The sequence below is a fragment of the Flavihumibacter petaseus NBRC 106054 genome (assembly GCF_000974785.1).
GTDB classification, from domain to species: Bacteria; Bacteroidota; Bacteroidia; order Chitinophagales; family Chitinophagaceae; genus Flavihumibacter; species Flavihumibacter petaseus.
Window position 1 is genome coordinate 1,043,061 of the sequence record NZ_BBWV01000002.1, and the last position, 17,147, is coordinate 1,060,207.

Sequence of the window (17,147 nt, forward strand, 5' to 3'; positions counted from 1 at the left end):
CCTGTATTATGATACTATTTGGCCGGATCCGGGTAAGTGTTTTATTTAATTTGCCGGTTTGCGTTCCATATAAACTGATTGATGAATAACAACAGCCTTGCCACAAAACCGCACTACCCGATCCTGGATGGATTACGCGGTGTTGCAGCTATTATCGTGGTCACCTTTCACCTCACGGAACCGTTAGGTACCGGGCACCTGGATATCCTGGTCAACCACGGCTACCTGGCGGTGGATTTTTTCTTTTTGTTGTCGGGCTTCGTGATCGGCTATGCTTATGACGATCGCTGGCATAAAATGTCCGTCGGCTCATTTTTTAAACGGAGGATCGAAAGGCTCCAGCCAATGGTAGTGCTGGGGATGATCCTGGGTGCGATCGGCTTTTATTTTACCGACTCCACCATCTGGCCGCTTATTCATACGGTACCGCTCTGGAAAATGCTGCTGGTAATGTTCATCGGTTTTACGGTGCTGCCGGTACCCCTGTCCATGGATATCCGCGGATGGCAGGAAATGCACCCCCTCAACAGTGTAACCTGGTCGTTGTTTTTTGAATACATCGCCAATATTCTGTATGCGATCGGTATCAGGAAATTTTCTAATGCTGCGCTGGGGCTACTGGTGTCGGTTGCTGCCATTGCGCTTGCCCATCTTGCCATTACCAGCCCCAACGGGGATGTAAGCGGCGGCTGGACGCTGAATGCAGAACACCTGCATATTGGTTTTATCCGGGTGATGTATCCTTTTTTTGCAGGATTGTTGCTGAGCCGGATAGCCAAACCCACACGCATTAAGAATGCCTTTTTGTGGTGCAGCCTGCTGGTCGCGCTCGTGCTGTATATGCCGCGCATCGGCGGGGCCGATCATCTCTGGATGAATGGCCTCTATGAATCTGTCTGCATCATCCTTGTTTTCCCGCTTATTGTTTACCTGGGTGCGAGCGGCGTAATTCATGGCACGACGGAACGCAGGGTCTGCAAATTCCTCGGAGATATTTCCTACCCGCTTTACCTGGTGCATTATCCCCTGGTATATTTCTACGTTGCCTGGATCAGCAACAACAAAGGCGTGACCATTGTACAGGCCTGGCCTTATGCGGCAATGATCCTGTTCGGCAGCATTGTTTTGGCTTATGCCAGCCTGAAATGGTTTGACGAACCGGTACGCAAATGGCTGAGAAAAAAAGCTGACGCCAAAAAGCAGGCAAATCATTTGAGCCTGACATCCAGGTAAACGGAATGCCGGCCATAGGTTTCATAAAATGGTTTGAACTCCACATCGTCGATGGTAAATTCCAGCTGTTGCGGATCGCCCTTGATGGACTTACCGAGATCCTGCGCATCCAGGGTTATCTTACGCCAATCTTTTCGTGCTGAAGATTCCTGGGCAGCCAGTAAAACCGGGCCGTAAAAGAGGCTGGCAATATTCTGCTGATCCATAACGGGGTCGAGGTGGAACTGGAACGGCATTTTCAATTCGATCGTATCACCGGCTTTCCAGGTGCGGCTGATCTTCAGGTAGGTGCCCGGCTTTGCGGAAAGTTTTTGCTGCACGCCATTGATCTTCACAAAAAATCCTTTGGTTGCCCAGCCCGGTACGCGAACATGTACATCAAATTTTCCACTGCCCTTAATAGTCAGCCGGGTATTGTCTGCATTGGGGAAATCGGTGGTCTGTTCTACGGACACATTCCGTTCCGTCCAGTGTACGGTGGAAGGAATAAAGAGGTTCACATAAAGCGCCTGGTTGTCGAGGCTTTTGAAGTAGATAGAATTCTGCAGTTTGGTACTGCTTTCTATAGCCGTGCCGTTGCAACAGGTAAAGCCTGTCATATCTGAATTGCTGAATTGTTTCACCGAACCGGGACGAAGCGGCACGTGGTAAGTGTTGGCCGGACTGTTTTCCGCTACTGAAGCGAGGATATGGTTGTACAAGGAACGCTCATAGTAATCCATGTATTCCGCTTTCTGGTCGTACAGGAAAAGGTCGCCGGTAAGCTTCAGCATGTTGTAGGTGGCGCAGGTTTCATTTTGTCCGCCTTCTGAAAATCCGTTTTCATACAGCGTTGCCGGCTGACTGGTAAAACATTCGGCATTGTTGGGATTGCGCGCGCCTGCCACACCGCCGATGCTGTACATATAGTCGTTCACCATCTTGTACCAGAAATTGTCGGCGATCTTATAATACTCGGGGTTGTTGGAAACCCTGTACATTTCGATGCTGCCCACGATCTGGGGAATATGCTGGTTGGCGTGCAGACCCCGGAACAGGTCAACGTTCCTGGCCAGTCCGTGTGCATGTGCCGTGTCGCCATAGAATACCCTGATATTGTCAAACAGCTGCGCCGTTTTCAGGTGATTGGGCTGTTTGGTTAACCTGTAGAGGCGGGCCATGGCTTCGTTCATGCCGCCGAATTCTCCTGCGATGTAAGTGTTCCACATTTTGATGAGCGTATCGGTGGGCACTTTGCTCAGGCGTGCATACACCCAGTCGCCCATGCCGGAAGCAACAGCCAGCGCTTTTTGGTTGCCGCTGACTTCATACACATCCATCAGTCCTGCCAGGATCTTGTGTAAAGTGTAATAGGGCGCCCATACCTGTGTTTTTTGTCCGCCGTATTTCGCGCCGTTCTCCAGCATAATAAACTGGTCCGGCGGATAGGCGCTGATGAAGCCTGTGCCCCAGTTCCAGTAATCGGTACGGATGCCTTCGTCACTGAGATCTGAATCATATGCTGTTTTGCCCGGGCCTACGGGTACTGCTGTTGGATCGCTTACATTTGGCCCGCCTGCTTCTTTTGGTTTGCCGGACAACTGCGACAATGCGTACAGGGTGTTGACCATGTACTCCATTTTCTCCGCAAAACCGGCTTGCAGCGCCTTGTCATAGCCCGTGCCGGCATAGGCCTGGGCGATGGCAGAAAGATAATGCCCGGTAGCGTGTCCTCTTAATTTCGTATCGCGGCTGTCCCACACACCGAGTGGCTTTGCGCCTTCCGGCTGGGGCTGTCCGAAAGCATGGCGGAACATATAGAGAAAAGAATTGGGATCTGTTTTTGCCAGCGTGTTGACAAACTTGTCGCGGTTCAGCACAAACTGGGTGCTGTGACCGTGTGCGTCTGATTTCAGGGTTACTTTTCCGAGATCAAAAGCTGCGAGTTTCAGGCCCGGTGTTGTTGCTTTGCCGTTCGCTTTAACGGTCACGGTAGCTTTAGGTTTGAAGTCTGTTCCTGCAACGCGCCCGGTCACTGTATAGGTGCCCGGCTTAAGCACGGCAGTGTTGTCGGTATCTTCGGGCCACAGCACCCGAACTTTGGGGCCTTTTCCCTTCAATTCATTTTTGTAGGTTCCGGAAACATAAGCCGGCAGGCGTGGCAGGTCACCCTGGGCTGTTTCCACGGTTACGTCGGCCACTTTGACCAGGTAGGTGTTATACAGCTGGGCTTCGTCGGGGGCAAAACGCGGAAGTTCATCGGCCGGCTTTTTTCCGCGTGTATTGACGGAGCCTTCATTCAGGCCTTTGCCGCCTTTGGCATTGTTGAAGATCCCTGCTACCTGGTCGCTGCTGAGGGGAACCCGGTAAATCCGGAAATCGTGGATCATCGCGTTCAGGTTCGGATCACCAGCCTGGAGCGATTTCCCGATATATAATTTTTCGCCTTGTTGCTGGTTGGCAACCACGGTGAGTTCCAGCGGAATATTTTTGATTTCGCCAACAAGCTTGCTGTTTACATAGGCAACAACAGACCTGGCAGGAACATCGATGACGATCGCCAGGTGCACCCACTTGTTAACTTCTATTGCCGGTGACACTGTTTCTTTGTTGCTGCCGGTTTCCGCGGTGATGGAAGTCAGGAATCCTTCTTTGCTTTTGGTACCCGCAGGTGTTGCAGAAAAATGTTTGTTCGCATCTTTTCCGAAATCAAACCAGCGCTGTCCTGGTTGATTGGAACGCAGGTAGATCCACCCGGAGATGCTGAGCGATTCGAGGTCGGCCAGTGCGTCAATGGGAAGGGTCAGAAAGGAAGCGCTGTCTCCTGGAAGTGATAGTACTTTTCCAAACCGGTTGTCGTTGACAAATGCCACGCCGGGTCCCTGGATGGTGGCATGCAGGTTGTTCCTGCTCCAGTCTTTCGTATCACCGGCAAATACATAACGTGCGATCATTCCCGTTTCACCGATACCGTCCAGGATCTGGTCCCCGTTCTGGGCAAAGGCGGAGCTGATTCCCGTGATCAGTACGAATATGAGCTGGAAGAAACGGGCGGGCGCCTTATACCTTTTCATACATTGCTTAATTGTCATCTTTACATTTAAAAAGCAATATGAAACTAGGAAGCGCCCGGAATTTCCGCTAGGTTTATTTTAGCTAACCATGAATTGATATTAACAGGGTAGGGCAACCTGTACCTTATGCATCAGGGATAACCGGCTCTACCAGGCGTTTCAGTTTATCTAAAGATTCCTGCCAGCCAAGGTAGCACATGTCGGCCGGGATTTGCTCGGGAATGCCTTCCTGGGTGATCTTGAGTTCGGTTCCGGCGATGGATTTTTTGATCCAGACGCTGGTGGTCATTTCACCGGGCAGGTTGGGGTCGTCAAATTTGTCGGTGTATTTCAGGAATTCATTGGGTTTGATCTCCAGGTAATTTCCGCCGAAGGAATGGCCGTTCCCGGTAGAGAAGTTGTGAAACGACATCCGGAAGGTACCGCCCGTTTTGGGTTCCATGTGGTGCACCGTGCAAAGGAAGCCATAGGGGGGTAACCATGCTGCCATAGCAGTCGCGTCTGTAGAAGCGCGGAATACTTTTTCCGGTGATGCTGTGAGCACCCTGTGCAGGGAAACTGAATTGCTTGACATAAGATCTGTTTTGTTTGACAGGACAAAGATGGAGAGAAGTGGCGACAGGGAAGGAGGGTGCATCCGGCTTTTCCGGGGGCCATTTGCGACGGCAAACTTATTCTTCTTTATACTCGAGAATATCCGCAGGCTGGCAATCCAGCACTTTGCAGATCGTTTCGAGTGTGCTGAAGCGGATGGCCTTGGCCTTCCCGGTTTTGAGGATCGAAAGGTTGGACAGGGTCAGGCCGACTTTTTCGGAAAGTTCATTCAGCGACATTTTGCGCCGGGCCATCATGACGTCAAGGTTTACAATAATGGGCATGGGTCAGATGGTTAATTCGTTTTCAGATTGAATTTCAATTCCTCTTTTGAAGAGCTGCGAGATCACAAACAGCACTACCGCCATAAAATACCAAACGTCCGAACCGCCGAACCGCAGGTATTGGGTATCCGGAAAAGTAACACCTTTCTGCACCAGCCAGCCGGTATAGTTGATGCCATAGGAACAGAAAAACCCGATCATCAGCGCGAGGCACGCCAACACTACAATGAATCGTTGTACAGTTTTGCTGAAGGGCAGTGCGAGGTCCAGGTCCTTCCGGTGCAGGATCCTGATGATCTGGTAGAACATCGTGGCTTTCAGTATGGCTACGATACTCATGATCAGGGTAATGGCAAAAAAGTGTCCCTTGTCGTACCGGAACAGGGCAGAAAGGTCAACCTGTTGCCACAGCTGTTTGACGGCACCTGGTTTAACGAGTGCGAAAATCGCATTGAGGATGAAGCCGCCTGCTTCTATACAGATCCCGATGAATATGATCCAGGAGAGGATCAGCAGGATGTTCAGGATATGCCTGAGCGTGATCTTGAATTCCATGATGAATTGTTTTGGAACCACAATACTAATAAATATTTATTGAATAACAATAAAAATAGATCACTATTTAATAAATATTTGTTGCCCTGCTTTTTGCTTGTTTTCTATTGATGATGGTCACGACCCAGGTTAATGTAGAGGAATCTCGCGTTTGAAAACGTTTCTCCCAGGCACAAGAATTTAGATGCGACGATACTATTCATTCGTTAATTCATCCACATGCCATCTAAAAAAAATAAACCCACTGAAAAGATTACTGCCAGCGAAAAAGTGAACGAGTTGTCTGCTGACAGGGAAAATAGTGCCGGGCAACTGATGACGACCAACACCGGTGTCAAAGTGAACGATGACCAGAATTCGTTAAAGGCCGGCGAGCGAGGTGGCACACTTATGGAGGACTTTATTTTCCGGGAAAAAATGACCCATTTTGATCATGAAAGAATTCCCGAAAGAGTCGTTCATGCGAGAGGTTCTGCAGCCCATGGTGTGTTTAAATTGTACAAACCGCTTTCCGAGTTCACAAGGGCGGCCTTCCTCAACGACACGTCAATTGAAACGCCTGTTTTTGTGCGTTTCTCAACAGTAGCAGGATCGCGTGGTTCTACGGATCTTCCGCGTGATGTCCGCGGGTTTGCGGTTAAGTTTTATACGCAGGAGGGCAATTTCGATCTTGTGGGCAACAATATGCCGGTATTCTTTATCCAGGATGCCATCAAATTTCCGGACCTCATCCACGCCGTAAAACCTGAGCCGCATAACGAGATCCCGCAGGCAGCGTCGGCTCATGATACTTTCTGGGATTTTATTTCGCTCATGCCTGAATCCACGCATATGATCCTCTGGCTGATGAGCGATCGTGCCATTCCCCGTAGCCTCCGGATGATGGAAGGATTCGGTGTACATACTTTCCGGCTGGTGAATGATGCCGGCAAAGCCTGTTTTGTCAAATTCCACTGGAAGCCGCTGCTGGGTGTGCATTCCGTTGCGTGGGACGAAGCCCAGAAAATTTCGGGCAAGGATCCGGATTTCCATCGGCGTGATCTCTGGGAAGCAATCGAAAGCGGCAATTTCCCGGAATGGGAATTTGGCGTGCAGATCGTGAAAGAAGAAGACGAGATGTCTTTCGATTTTGATCTGCTGGATCCAACGAAACTGATCCCGGAAGAACTGGTGCCCGTCATTCCCATCGGAAAAATGACCCTGAACCGTAACCCGGACAACTTTTTTGCAGAGACGGAGCAGGTGGCTTTCCACGTGGGACATGTAGTGCCCGGCATCGATTTTACCAATGACCCGTTACTGCAGGGCCGCCTCTTTTCCTACACCGATACACAGCTGATCCGCCTGGGTGGTCCCAATTTCCAGGAGATCCCCATTAACCGGCCCGTTGTGCCTGTTCACAATAACCAGCGTGACGGTTTCATGCGGCAGACGATCAACCAGGGAAAAACAAGTTATCATCCCAATTCCATCGGTGGCGGTTGTCCCTTTCAGGCCAAATGGGCAGAACAGGGATTTGCCTCTTATGCAGAAAGGATTGATGCGAACAAGGTCAGGGCACGCAGCAAGAGTTTCTTTGATCATTTCAGCCAGGCCACGCTGTTTTACAACAGCCAGTCAGAAGCAGAACAGGAACATATTGTGAACGCATTCAGCTTTGAACTGGGAAAGGTGGAGATCGTTGCCATCCGGCAGCGCATGCTGGGCATCATTTCCCAGGTTGACCAGGCGCTGGCAGAAAAAGTGGCCTTTAACCTTGGCCTGGAAGTGCCAAAGAAACCGGAACAGCCCATGAACCATAGTATCCCTGCCGACGGCAATCCAAAAGATTTTCAGCCCGTGCCGGGAAAAAGTGCAGTGGAACGATCGGCCGCATTGAGCATGGCCAATACGGTGAAAGGAGATATCCGTACCCGTAAGGTGGCTGTACTGGCAGCCGACGGCGTTGACATCAATGCCGTGAACGAAATGATGAAAGCATTGACCGCGCAGGGTGCGGTGCCGGAAATTGTTGCCCCAAGGCTGGGCGTGATCCGCCATAAAAATGCTTCTCTTCCCGTAAACAAAAGCCTGCTGACGGCAGCATCCGTATTGTATGATGCCGTATATGTACCCGGCGGAGAAAGCAGTGTGGTGACGATCGCCGGAAATAAAGATGCCATCAACTTCCTCAATGAAGCTTACCAGCATTGCAAGGCAATTGCATTTGATACCGATGCGCAGGTTGTGTGGGAACAAACTTCTTTTGGAGAGATGTTCCCGGATCATGGTATCGTGGTGGAGGAAGACCCGGTAAAACTGGCCAATCGTTTTATCGGGGCGATCGGACGTCATCGCTTCTGGGAACGCGAGGCCGAAATCAAGTAGCCATTGCCCTCAACAGTTATTGCCCATATAGATTATTCCCCTGCAGACCATACGCTGACGATCCGTTTCGTCAGCGGTATGGTCTACCAGTATCTTGACGTGCCTGAACCCGTCTACCAGGCTTTCCTCCAGTTCAGGGAAAAGGGAGTTTACCTGAACAAATTTATCAAAGGGAAATACCGGTTTAAGAAGTTATGAATTCCATTTTTCTGATGTTTTCCAGGGAGAAGGACGAAGTATTCAATTGTTGGTTTTCCCGGACAAAATCCTGGTTTGTCCGCACCCCGGTGACGCGTCCTTTCCAGGCGTCATAATCTGAATAGAAGGAGGCGCGTACAATGTCCTCCGGGGTAGCCAGCAGGTTTTCCGTCAATTTTTCCATTGTTGTCAACGCTGATGACTCTGATCTGCACGTGCTCAGTACAAACAACAGAAATTGGTCTACGGCAAGGAAGTAAAGCAGTCCGTCATGGTTTTTTTGCTTGTAGTCGCTGCAAAGTCTAATGAGGTCATGATAATGAAATTGCTCCAGTAGCCCATATTGCTCCCTGAAGGAATCAATAAAAGTCATGATTTCCGGCAGATCCGCTTCAGCATTTTCCCATCTGAAATTTCTTACCATTCCCTGTTGATTCAAACAGGGAATGGATATGGTTGCCGGCAGATCACCGGATGTGTTTATATACCGGTCTGAAATCAGTGAATTCAGTTCAAAGTAAAGCCGGAAATAGTCTTTGCGGGGCCTGTCAATATAAAAGCCTGCCAGGAAAGGGCCATAATTAACAAGACAGGAATTCCTTGTAACGGAATAATCCAGGCGCGCTGCAATCGCTTTTAACAGTTTTTGATTGGTCACCCCGCAAATATAAGTGCCTGACTAACAGTACGCTTGCCCATTTGTGCAGGATTTTGTAGCTTTGTCAGGATTCCCTCCCGTAATCACATCTGTCCAATTTCTGGCTTTTTATCAGGTATACGCTGCAGGCTATGGGCAGTGTGATTCGTCCGATACCAAACTGAAACATTGTTAACCAAATAGTATAAAATATGGCTACAAGCTGGAATAAAAAGGAAAGAGAAAACAAGAAAAAAGCTGAACGCAAGAAGAAGGAAGAAAAAATGCAGGACAGAAAGGAAAATGCCGCGAAAGGTAAAAGCCTTGATGACATGATGGCGTACCTGGATGAAAATGGCAACCTGACCTCAGTACCCCCCGACAACCGACCCAGGAAAGAGATCCGGGCGGAGGATATCGAGATCGGTGTACCGCGCCAGAAAGATCCGTCTCCGGAAGACCTGATCCGTAAAGGGACCGTTACCTATTTCAATGACGGGAAGGGCTTCGGTTTTATCGAAGACAGTGAAGATAAGGAACGTATTTTCGTGCACCAGTCTGAAGCCAACGGTCCGTTGCGCGAAGGCCTGAAGGTGACTTTCGAGATCGTAAAAGGCCCGCGTGGTTTCCAGGCAGCCAATGTTACTGTCGGTTAAGGCAGTTACCAGATGCCTGCCAGTAAAAAGATTACGCAAAGCACCACCAGTGCCACCAGCAGTGGCATGATAAATTTCAGCCAGGCTTTGTAACTCACATTGATGATCGCCAGGTTTGGCAGGATCAGCCCGGTAGGCGTGAGAAAAGCCATGATATTCATGCCATACTGGTAAGCATTCACCACTTCTTTTCCCGGCAGGTTCACAATGATGGCCAGTGCGCCGATGATCGGCATTGTCAATACAGCCATCCCGGATGTGGAGCTGATAAAAATGCTGAAGAAAAAATAGAATACCAGCAGCAGCAGGATAAAGACAGCCGGCGGCATTCCGCCAACCACACCCGCGGCATAATACAGGATGGAATCACTGATATGCCCGTCATTGAGAACTACTGTAACACCCCGCGCCACGCCCACAATAAAGGCAACACTCAGCAGGCTCTCTGCACCTTTCAGGAATTCCCTGATAAAGACCTTTTCCTTCATCCTGCTGATCACCGCCACCAGGATGGAAGCGCCAATAAAAAGTGCCGACATTTCCAGGGTCCACCAGCCAAAGAAAACTACGCCGGCAATCATGCCCAGGAAAGTGGCGATATAAATAAACAGCAACAGTTTTGTACGCAGGTCGAGCTTCTTGAAACCGGTGCCGGTTTCCAGGTTGACTGCAAATGCAGGGGCAACGTTGCCATCAATTTTCAACACGATCGAGCGGGAGGGATCTTTCTTTACCCTGGCCGCATACCGCAGGATATAGATATCAAGCATGGCCGTAATACCGGCCCAGATGGCAAGGCGCTGGTAGAGACCGTCAGCCCAGTTAATGCCTGCAGCATTGGACGCGATGATTGTGGAAAACGGGTTCGAAAAAGCAGACACCACACCGATGGTCGTACCGCCGAAAATGATGGCCAGCGGAACCATCAGGTCGTACCCGGCCCCAAGAAACAGCGGAACCAGTAAAGGGTAAAATATCAATGCTTCTTCCGCCATGCCATACGATGCTGCAAAAAAAGAAAAGATCGTGGTGAGCAGAACAATCAAAACAGGTTCGCGTCCTTTCATAACAGTGGCCAGCCACGTGATGCCTTTCACGACTGCGCCGGTTTCCGTGATCACAAACATGAAACCACCGATTGTAAGGATGAACAGGATGATATCGATGCTTTCATGAATGCCTTTTACCGGCGCCTGCAAAACCTGGATAAATCCCTGCGGCGTGTTTGCTGTCTGCTGAAAAGTACCGGGAACCGAAACCGGTTTGCGCAGATCCCCATTGGTGAATTTCTCCAGGGCAATATGCATACCGAGACTATCCAGCGTATGCTGTGTGTAGGGCAACTGCACTTCACTTCCGGCACCGGTAAGCACAAAGTTGTTGCCATTCACGGAAAGCTTGCTGTATTGTCCTGCCGGTATCACCCAGGTTCCGATCGCGGCGATCACTACCACGATCATCAGGATGGTCAGCGGAGATAGCATGTTTTTTGTAGCGGCCATGCACAAATCAAAACAAAAAACAGGGGAAAACAAGGATCATCCACCGAAATCGTCCACTGAAACCGCCCAGCGATTCTTTGGCGGACCGGAACGCTGTGTCCAGTTCTTTACCGGCGATGTCATTATGAGGATGATGCCGGAAACACGGTAGGATCCACTGCTCAGCAGGTAGTAACTGCCATGCCGACTCCCGGCACGGGCAGCGCAAGGGTATAACTATTTTAGGAAAAGACACACTTGTTGCTTCCTGATGCTTTAAACATGCTGGAAAATTGCTTTAAAGTTGCTTTAACCTTGCTTCAAAATAGCTTTTTCCCTATGATAACCTTGCTGCTGAAGCAAGGTTAAAGCAAGGATTAAGCAACCTTTAAGCTTGTATTAAGTTAGTTTTCAGCTAGTTACAGGCAGTTGCAATCGTTAATTAATGCGCGCACTTACCTTTTATTCCTCTAAATAACTGGTTCCCAGGTAGTAATTATCATTGGAAAGTGTTTTGTTATAGCATCCCGATACCGCGAAATAAAACGCAATTGCGAAAATCATCTCCACCAAACCATCATACCCCCGCGAGCTTCCTTTTCCTTTCCCGCAAATGAAGTGCCTTATGATACACAATGGGAAATACGAGCAGCGTGAAAAGTGTCGCCGTAACCAGGCCCCCGATGATGACGATCGCGAGCGGTTTCTGGCTTTCTGAACCGATCCCGCTGCTAAGCGCCGCTGGCAGCAAACCGATAGCTGCCATCAGCGCCGTCATTACCACAGGGCGCGTTCTCACCCGGACTGCATTCACAATCGCTTCGTTTAGATCGGAAACTGTTTTCGTTTGCCGGTGGAATTCCGAGATCAGGATCACCCCGTTCTGCACGCAGATACCAAACAGCGCGATAAACCCTACGCCGGCGGAGATCCCGAAATTGATGCCGGTGACATGCAGTGCGAGAATGCCGCCGATCAGGGCAAAAGGCACATTGATGAGTACGTAAGTAGCATCTTTGGCGTTGCTGAACATGATGAACAGTAAAATGAAAATAAGCACCAGGCTGATGGGTACCACCTGCAACAACCGTTCACTCGCCCGAACCTGGTTCTCGAATTCTCCTGTCCACCCTATACGATATCCTTCCGGCAGCCGGATTCCTGCATTCAATTTGGCCTGTGCTTCAGAAATGGTGCTGCCCAGGTCTCTTTCCCGAACCGAGAATTTTACACCGATAAATCTTTTGGTATTGTCCCGGTAAATGAACGCCGGACCGGTAACCTGGCTGACAGTCGCCACTTCCTTCAGCGGGATCCTGTTGCCCGTGATCGTGGGGATCATGAGCATCATAATATCGTCCTCATCCTGCCGGTACGCCTTGTCGTACCGGATCCGGATATCAAACTTCCTTTCGCCTTCATACTTCTGTGTGGCAGTCTTGCCGCCGATGGCCATTTCGATCACCGCCTGTGCATCGGCTTTGGTGATGCCGTAGATGGCCATCTTTTCTTCGTTCAGCAAAACACTGATCTCCGGCTGGCCGATGTTCCGCAGGATGCCCACGTCCTTGATGCCGGGTACCGCTTTGATCTGCTCAATTACCTGGTTGGCGATCTCATCGAGTTTATCGAGATTTTCACCGTAGATCTTAACGGCATTGGAGGCATTCATGCCGGCCACCGCCTCGGCCACATTGTCAATGATCGGCTGCGAATAGTTATAGTTGATTCCCTGGAATGCCTTTAGCCGGGTGTCCATTTCTTCCACCAGGTCGTCCAGTGAAATTTTGCGCTGCCAGTTTTCTTTGGGCTTCAGGTTCACCTGCATCTGCACGTAGTAAAAACCACTCGGGTCGGTGCCGTCATTGCTTCTGCCGGTCTGGGACAAAACTCCGTTCACTTCCGGGAACTGCATCAGTTCTTTCCGCAGTACGCGCACCATCTCTACAGTTTTCGGCAGGGAATAGCTCATCGGCATTTTGGCTTCCACCCATAGGGCACCTTCGTTGAGCTGGGGAAGAAATTCACTGCCGAGCCAGCGGGTGGAAAAAATCGTCAGCACAAAAGCAGCTGCCGCAACCAGCAGCGTCAGTTTTTTGTGTGTGAATGTCCATCGGAAGGCACTGACAACCAGTGCATTGACATTGCGGGTGAAGAAATTGTCTTTCTCACGAACGTTCCTGCGTAGCAGGAGGGAGGATAGCACCGGTACAATCGTCAGCGTAAAGAGCAGTGCACCCAGCAGGGCAAAGCCAAGCGTCCAGGCAAGCGGCGAAAACATTTTTCCTTCTACTTTTTCGAAAGAGAAAATGGGCAGGAGTGCCGCTATGATGATCAGCTTGGAAAAGAAAATTGCCTTTCCCATCTGAGTGCCGGTGGTTTTGATCAGGCCCATTTTAGCCAGGCTATTGAATCGTTTCATGCCCACCTGGTGGGCCTTATGGTCGAGTGCTACAAAGATTCCCTCTACCATCACTACCGCACCGTCAATAATGATTCCGAAATCTATAGCGCCCAGCGACAGCAGGTTTGCGCTCATGCCCCTGAGTTTCAGCATCAGGAAGGAGAACAGCAGGGAAAGCGGTATGACCACTGCCACGATAACGGTCGTGCGCCAGTCGGCCATGAACAGGAATACCATTACCGTTACCAGCACGATACCTTCCACGAGGTTGTGCATGACCGTTTTGGTGCAATAGGCCATCAGGTTGTCGCGGTCGTAAAAGGTTTCCATTTTCACGTCAGACGGAAGAATGCCATTGTTCAGTTCGTGGATCTTTTCCTTCACCCTGCCCAGCACTTCGCCGGGGTTTTCGCCTTTGCGCATGACAATGATGCCTTCAACCACATCATCGTCATGGTTTAGGCCAACCTGGCCCACCCGCGGTGCGCTCGCTTCGGAGACGGTGGCTACATGTTTTACCAGCAGCGGGTTGCCGTTAAAAATATCAACAATGGTATTTTCAATATCCGACCGGTTGTCCAGCAACCCGATGCCCCGCACGACGTACGCCTGGCCGTTCTTCTCGATCACATCACCACCAACATTGAGGTTGGATTTGCTGACGGCCTCAAACAATTCCAGCGGTGTCAGGTCATATTGCTGAAGCTTTACCGGGTCAACAGAGATCTCATAAATTTTTTCCTGGCCACCGAATGCGACGATATCCGCTACGCCCGGAACGCGGCGCAATTCCCGGTCGATGGTCCAGTTCTGGATGGTCAGGAGGTCACGGGTGTCACGGGAGTTGCTTTTCAGCACGTAACGGAAGATTTCGCCGGTGGGGCCGTACGGCGGTTGTACATCCGGTTCGACGCCATCAGGCAGAGACACATTCCGCAACTGGTTACTGACCTGTTGCCTTGCAAAAAAGTCCTCCACATCATCTTCGAAAATGATCTTGATCACCGACAGTCCGAACATGGTAATGCTGCGCACATTGGTCTTTCGCTGAACGCTGTTCATGGCGATCTCAACCGGCGTGGTTACAAACCGCTCAACTTCCTCTGCGCTGCGGCCGTTCCATTCCGTAACAATGATGATCTGGGTATTGGTCACATCAGGGAACGCTTCGATGGGAATTTTGACAAAGCTGAATATTCCGGCAATCACGAGTATGCCGACCCAGAAAAAAGTGAAGAATTTGTTCCGGAGGGAAAAAGAGATTATGTTTCGAATAAAGCCATTCATGGGGTCAGTCGTTTATCGCGTCATAGATCAGCAAACCATTCTTTGAAATCACTGTTTCACCGGCTGCGAGGCCGCTGCTGATGTAGGTGACATCATTCAGCTGGCTGTGCAGCTCAACCTGGCGGGTCTCGATATTCTGCCGGTCTTTGAAGATCATTACCCAGTATTTGCTTTTGTCGAAAATGATTGCGGAGGTGGGCACTGCCACCTTCTTCTCAGGTTCGGCGTAACGCACGTTAACCGTGCAGTTCATATCCGGCTTCAGTTTGAAGTCGTGGTTGGGAATGCGCACCCTGATCTTCATCGCCTTAGTGGCCGGATCGATCAGGCTATAGATCTTTTCAACCTTTCCCTGGTAATTCAGGTCGGGAAATGCAACCGTATTAACGAGTACATCATAATTTTCCTTTATGCGGGGAATGTCGGCTTCGTTTACATTCGCCACTGCCCAGATCTCGTTCATTTCGGCAATGGAAAAAAGCGGTTCATTTTCATCGGAGCGCAGGAGTTCGTTGATGTTGATGTTTTTCGTTACCACGAATCCGCTGATCGGTGCAACGACGTCGAAAATGGATCCCGCTTTCAGCCGGTAAATTTTGTAGATCTCGTTGATCCGGTTCAGCCTTGCTTTTGCCTTTTGCAGTTCGGTTTCTGCTGCGGCAACATCCTTTTCAGAATTGAGTTTGCCGGAGAAAAGGTCTTGTTGCACCCGGAGGTTTTTCTCAGCGATCACAAGATCATTGGCGGCATCCAGTTTTTCCTGCTGGAAGGTTGCCACTTCACTGCTCTGTAAAACGGCTAGGAGTTGCCCCTGGCTGACACGATCTCCCAGGCCAACATTGATGGATTTTACCACACCACTCAGTACCGAGTACACCTGCGCGGTCTTGTTGTTGTCAGTGGCGATCTTGCCAAACAACCTGATCTCATTTTTCACCTGCTGCAGTTCAGCATTAATGAATGCACACTGGCGGTACATGGTGTCACTCATGGAAAAGGCGACTGCTGTTTCTTCCATTTTTCGCGATTTGCAGCCGGCCAGAAGAAATAGCATCATTGCGGCCACCAGGATGGTCAGTGTGGCACGGGTAGTAATTGTATAATGCATAAGTATTATAGCAATAATTGGTTAGTAGAGGTCTTTTCCTGCCAGGCGGTTGAGTTCCTCGGCGGCAGCTACCAGTTGTGTCCTGGTCCGGGTGAGTTCGGTGATCACATCATTATAAGATTCAAAGAAGTCGATGAATTCCATGATGGATACATTTCGCTTCTGAAAATTGCCGGTCATGCCTTTGAGTGTAAGGTCAAAGTCGGCGTTGTAGAGCCCGCTTACTTTCCGGTATTCACTGATACTTTGGTTATACCAGGCATATGCATTCCTGACCTGGCTGTTTACTTCATTTTCAAGGGCCTTCAACTGGTACCCGGTTTCCCGGCTTTGAAATGCTGCGGCCTTAATATTACCCTGGTTGCGGTTCAGGAAAGGAAGAGGCAAGGCAATTCCGGCGTTTACCTGGTTCATGAAGGCGCCGCCCCGCTGATCATAGGCAGAGAAGACCGTGAGATCCGGTACGACATATCTTTTCTGAAGGTCCAGGTGCTGGTTCGCGAGGACCTGTTGTTGTTTCAGGATCAGGAGATCGGGACGCGATTCCCCGGCGGTTGACTGAACCGTTTCCGGGGCAATCACCCTGATGTACCGCGTAATGTCATCTTCGGAAAATTCGAACCGGATCACAGCGGGTACCTGCATCAGTTGCTGGAGGTCTGCCTGTGTCTCAAACCAGGTCTTCAGTACTGCTGAGCGGTCATTATGCAGTTTGAGGTAGGCACCTTTCAGCCGCACGACCTCCTTCAGGGCAATATTACCCTTATCGGCCTGCACCTGGTAGCTCTGCAAAAGGTTTTCCAGCCAGGTCATTTGCTGGTTGTACTGGCCCAACAGGAATTCCTGCTGGCCTGCGGCATAAAGGCTGCTGTGCAACCGGTATTTTAAGTTCCTGGTGGTTTGCTCGAGTTCCAGCGCGGCGATGCCTGCATTGGTTTTGGCTATTTCGATTTCAGCTTTGCGCTTGCCGCCGAGAATGATCAGTTGTTCCAGCTGGATCGCTTTCTGGCCGGTTTTTCCGGCATGCAATATTTTGTTGTTTTCAGGATCCCAGGCGTTGAAGTCGATCGTCAATACAGCATTCGGGTACAGTTTCGCCTGGATCACCAGCGCATTTTGCCCTTCGATGTTCATAGAGGCAGCAAGGAGGTAGTAGCTGTTTTGCAGGAAGATGCTATCGGCCTGCCTGATGTTAATGCGCAGGGTATCCTGTGCTGTAACCATGGCCGGAAAGCAGAAAATAAAAAGGAAGAGGATTTTGCCGGTAACGCCGCTCATCAGTTGTGCTCA

13 protein-coding genes are annotated in these 17,147 nt (G+C 50.1%); 4 read left to right on the forward strand and 9 right to left on the reverse strand.

What is annotated here, in order from left to right:
• The first annotated feature begins 81 nt into the window (after positions 1-81).
• Complete coding sequence (locus FPE01S_RS14580; protein ID WP_046369651.1) at positions 82-1,233, forward strand: acyltransferase family protein; 1,152 nt, start codon at positions 82-84, stop codon at positions 1,231-1,233.
• Here FPE01S_RS14580 and FPE01S_RS14585 read toward each other — a convergent pair.
• The 4 genes from FPE01S_RS14585 to FPE01S_RS14600 form a co-directional block, all read right to left on the reverse strand.
• Positions 1,209-4,286 carry a beta-L-arabinofuranosidase domain-containing protein gene (locus tag FPE01S_RS14585; RefSeq protein ID WP_046369652.1) on the reverse strand — a complete coding sequence of 1,026 codons (3,078 nt, stop codon included), beginning with the start codon at positions 4,284-4,286 and terminating at the stop codon, positions 1,209-1,211. The genes FPE01S_RS14580 and FPE01S_RS14585 overlap by 25 nt on opposite strands.
• Positions 4,287-4,410: 124 nt before the next feature.
• The gene (locus tag FPE01S_RS14590) at positions 4,411-4,860 is read right to left on the reverse strand and encodes an SRPBCC family protein (RefSeq protein ID WP_046369653.1); all 450 of its coding nucleotides are present in this window, start codon (positions 4,858-4,860) and stop codon (positions 4,411-4,413) included.
• A 97-nt stretch (positions 4,861-4,957) separates the two neighbouring features.
• Positions 4,958-5,164, reverse strand: coding sequence for a helix-turn-helix domain-containing protein (locus FPE01S_RS14595; protein WP_046369654.1), 207 nt, complete (start codon positions 5,162-5,164; stop codon positions 4,958-4,960).
• Positions 5,165-5,167: 3 nt separating this feature from the next.
• Entirely contained in the window at positions 5,168-5,719 is a 552-nt protein-coding gene (locus FPE01S_RS14600; protein WP_046369655.1) for a DUF2975 domain-containing protein, read from the reverse strand.
• Positions 5,720-5,938: 219 nt separating this feature from the next.
• Between FPE01S_RS14600 and FPE01S_RS14605 the strand changes: the two genes are divergently transcribed.
• Both FPE01S_RS14605 and FPE01S_RS14610 read left to right on the forward strand, forming a co-directional pair.
• Positions 5,939-8,086 (forward strand): catalase, encoded by a 2,148-nt coding sequence (locus FPE01S_RS14605; RefSeq protein ID WP_046369656.1) that lies wholly within the window; start codon positions 5,939-5,941, stop codon positions 8,084-8,086.
• Positions 8,087-8,089: 3 nt separating this feature from the next.
• Positions 8,090-8,284, forward strand: coding sequence for a KTSC domain-containing protein (locus tag FPE01S_RS14610; RefSeq protein WP_046369657.1), 195 nt, complete (start codon positions 8,090-8,092; stop codon positions 8,282-8,284).
• On the opposite strand, the gene FPE01S_RS14615 is transcribed toward FPE01S_RS14610, so the two are convergent.
• On the reverse strand, positions 8,271-8,942 hold the full coding sequence (locus tag FPE01S_RS14615; RefSeq protein WP_046369658.1) for a hypothetical protein: 672 nt from the start codon (positions 8,940-8,942) through the stop codon (positions 8,271-8,273). The two genes, FPE01S_RS14610 and FPE01S_RS14615, sit on opposite strands and share 14 nt — an antisense overlap.
• A gap of 191 nt (positions 8,943-9,133) precedes the next feature.
• Between FPE01S_RS14615 and FPE01S_RS26350 the strand changes: the two genes are divergently transcribed.
• On the forward strand, positions 9,134-9,577 hold the full coding sequence (locus FPE01S_RS26350) for a cold shock domain-containing protein (protein WP_046369659.1): 444 nt from the start codon (positions 9,134-9,136) through the stop codon (positions 9,575-9,577).
• A 5-nt stretch (positions 9,578-9,582) separates the two neighbouring features.
• On the opposite strand, the gene FPE01S_RS14625 is transcribed toward FPE01S_RS26350, so the two are convergent.
• The 4 genes from FPE01S_RS14625 to FPE01S_RS14640 all read right to left on the reverse strand — a co-directional run bounded on the left by FPE01S_RS14625 (position 9,583) and on the right by FPE01S_RS14640 (position 17,135).
• Positions 9,583-11,061, reverse strand: a complete 1,479-nt coding sequence (locus FPE01S_RS14625; RefSeq protein WP_169749172.1) for a YfcC family protein — start codon at positions 11,059-11,061, stop codon at positions 9,583-9,585.
• 574 nt (positions 11,062-11,635) lie between these two features.
• A complete protein-coding gene (locus FPE01S_RS14630) occupies positions 11,636-14,749 on the reverse strand; it encodes an efflux RND transporter permease subunit (protein WP_046369661.1) in 3,114 nt (1,037 codons plus the stop codon).
• Positions 14,750-14,753: 4 nt separating this feature from the next.
• Complete coding sequence (locus FPE01S_RS14635) at positions 14,754-15,857, reverse strand: efflux RND transporter periplasmic adaptor subunit (protein ID WP_083990262.1); 1,104 nt, start codon at positions 15,855-15,857, stop codon at positions 14,754-14,756.
• A 21-nt stretch (positions 15,858-15,878) separates the two neighbouring features.
• Positions 15,879-17,135, reverse strand: a complete 1,257-nt coding sequence (locus tag FPE01S_RS14640) for a TolC family protein (RefSeq protein ID WP_046369662.1) — start codon at positions 17,133-17,135, stop codon at positions 15,879-15,881.
• Positions 17,136-17,147 lie beyond the last annotated feature (12 nt).

Excerpts from the sequence above, each read along its gene's own strand:
- FPE01S_RS14580 (WP_046369651.1), top strand. The coding sequence starts at position 82 with ATGAATAACAACAGCCTTGCCACAAAACCGCACTACCCGATCCTGGAT.
- FPE01S_RS14585 (WP_046369652.1), bottom strand. The coding sequence starts at position 4,286 with ATGAAAAGGTATAAGGCGCCCGCCCGTTTCTTCCAGCTCATATTCGTA.
- FPE01S_RS14590 (WP_046369653.1), bottom strand. The coding sequence starts at position 4,860 with ATGTCAAGCAATTCAGTTTCCCTGCACAGGGTGCTCACAGCATCACCG.
- FPE01S_RS14595 (WP_046369654.1), bottom strand. The coding sequence starts at position 5,164 with ATGCCCATTATTGTAAACCTTGACGTCATGATGGCCCGGCGCAAAATG.
- FPE01S_RS14600 (WP_046369655.1), bottom strand. The coding sequence starts at position 5,719 with ATGGAATTCAAGATCACGCTCAGGCATATCCTGAACATCCTGCTGATC.
- FPE01S_RS14605 (WP_046369656.1), top strand. The coding sequence starts at position 5,939 with ATGCCATCTAAAAAAAATAAACCCACTGAAAAGATTACTGCCAGCGAA.
- FPE01S_RS26350 (WP_046369659.1), top strand. The coding sequence starts at position 9,134 with ATGGCTACAAGCTGGAATAAAAAGGAAAGAGAAAACAAGAAAAAAGCT.
- FPE01S_RS14625 (WP_169749172.1), bottom strand. The coding sequence starts at position 11,061 with ATGCTATCTCCGCTGACCATCCTGATGATCGTGGTAGTGATCGCCGCG.
- FPE01S_RS14630 (WP_046369661.1), bottom strand. The coding sequence starts at position 14,749 with ATGAATGGCTTTATTCGAAACATAATCTCTTTTTCCCTCCGGAACAAA.
- FPE01S_RS14635 (WP_083990262.1), bottom strand. The coding sequence starts at position 15,857 with ATGCATTATACAATTACTACCCGTGCCACACTGACCATCCTGGTGGCC.
- FPE01S_RS14640 (WP_046369662.1), bottom strand. The coding sequence starts at position 17,135 with ATGAGCGGCGTTACCGGCAAAATCCTCTTCCTTTTTATTTTCTGCTTT.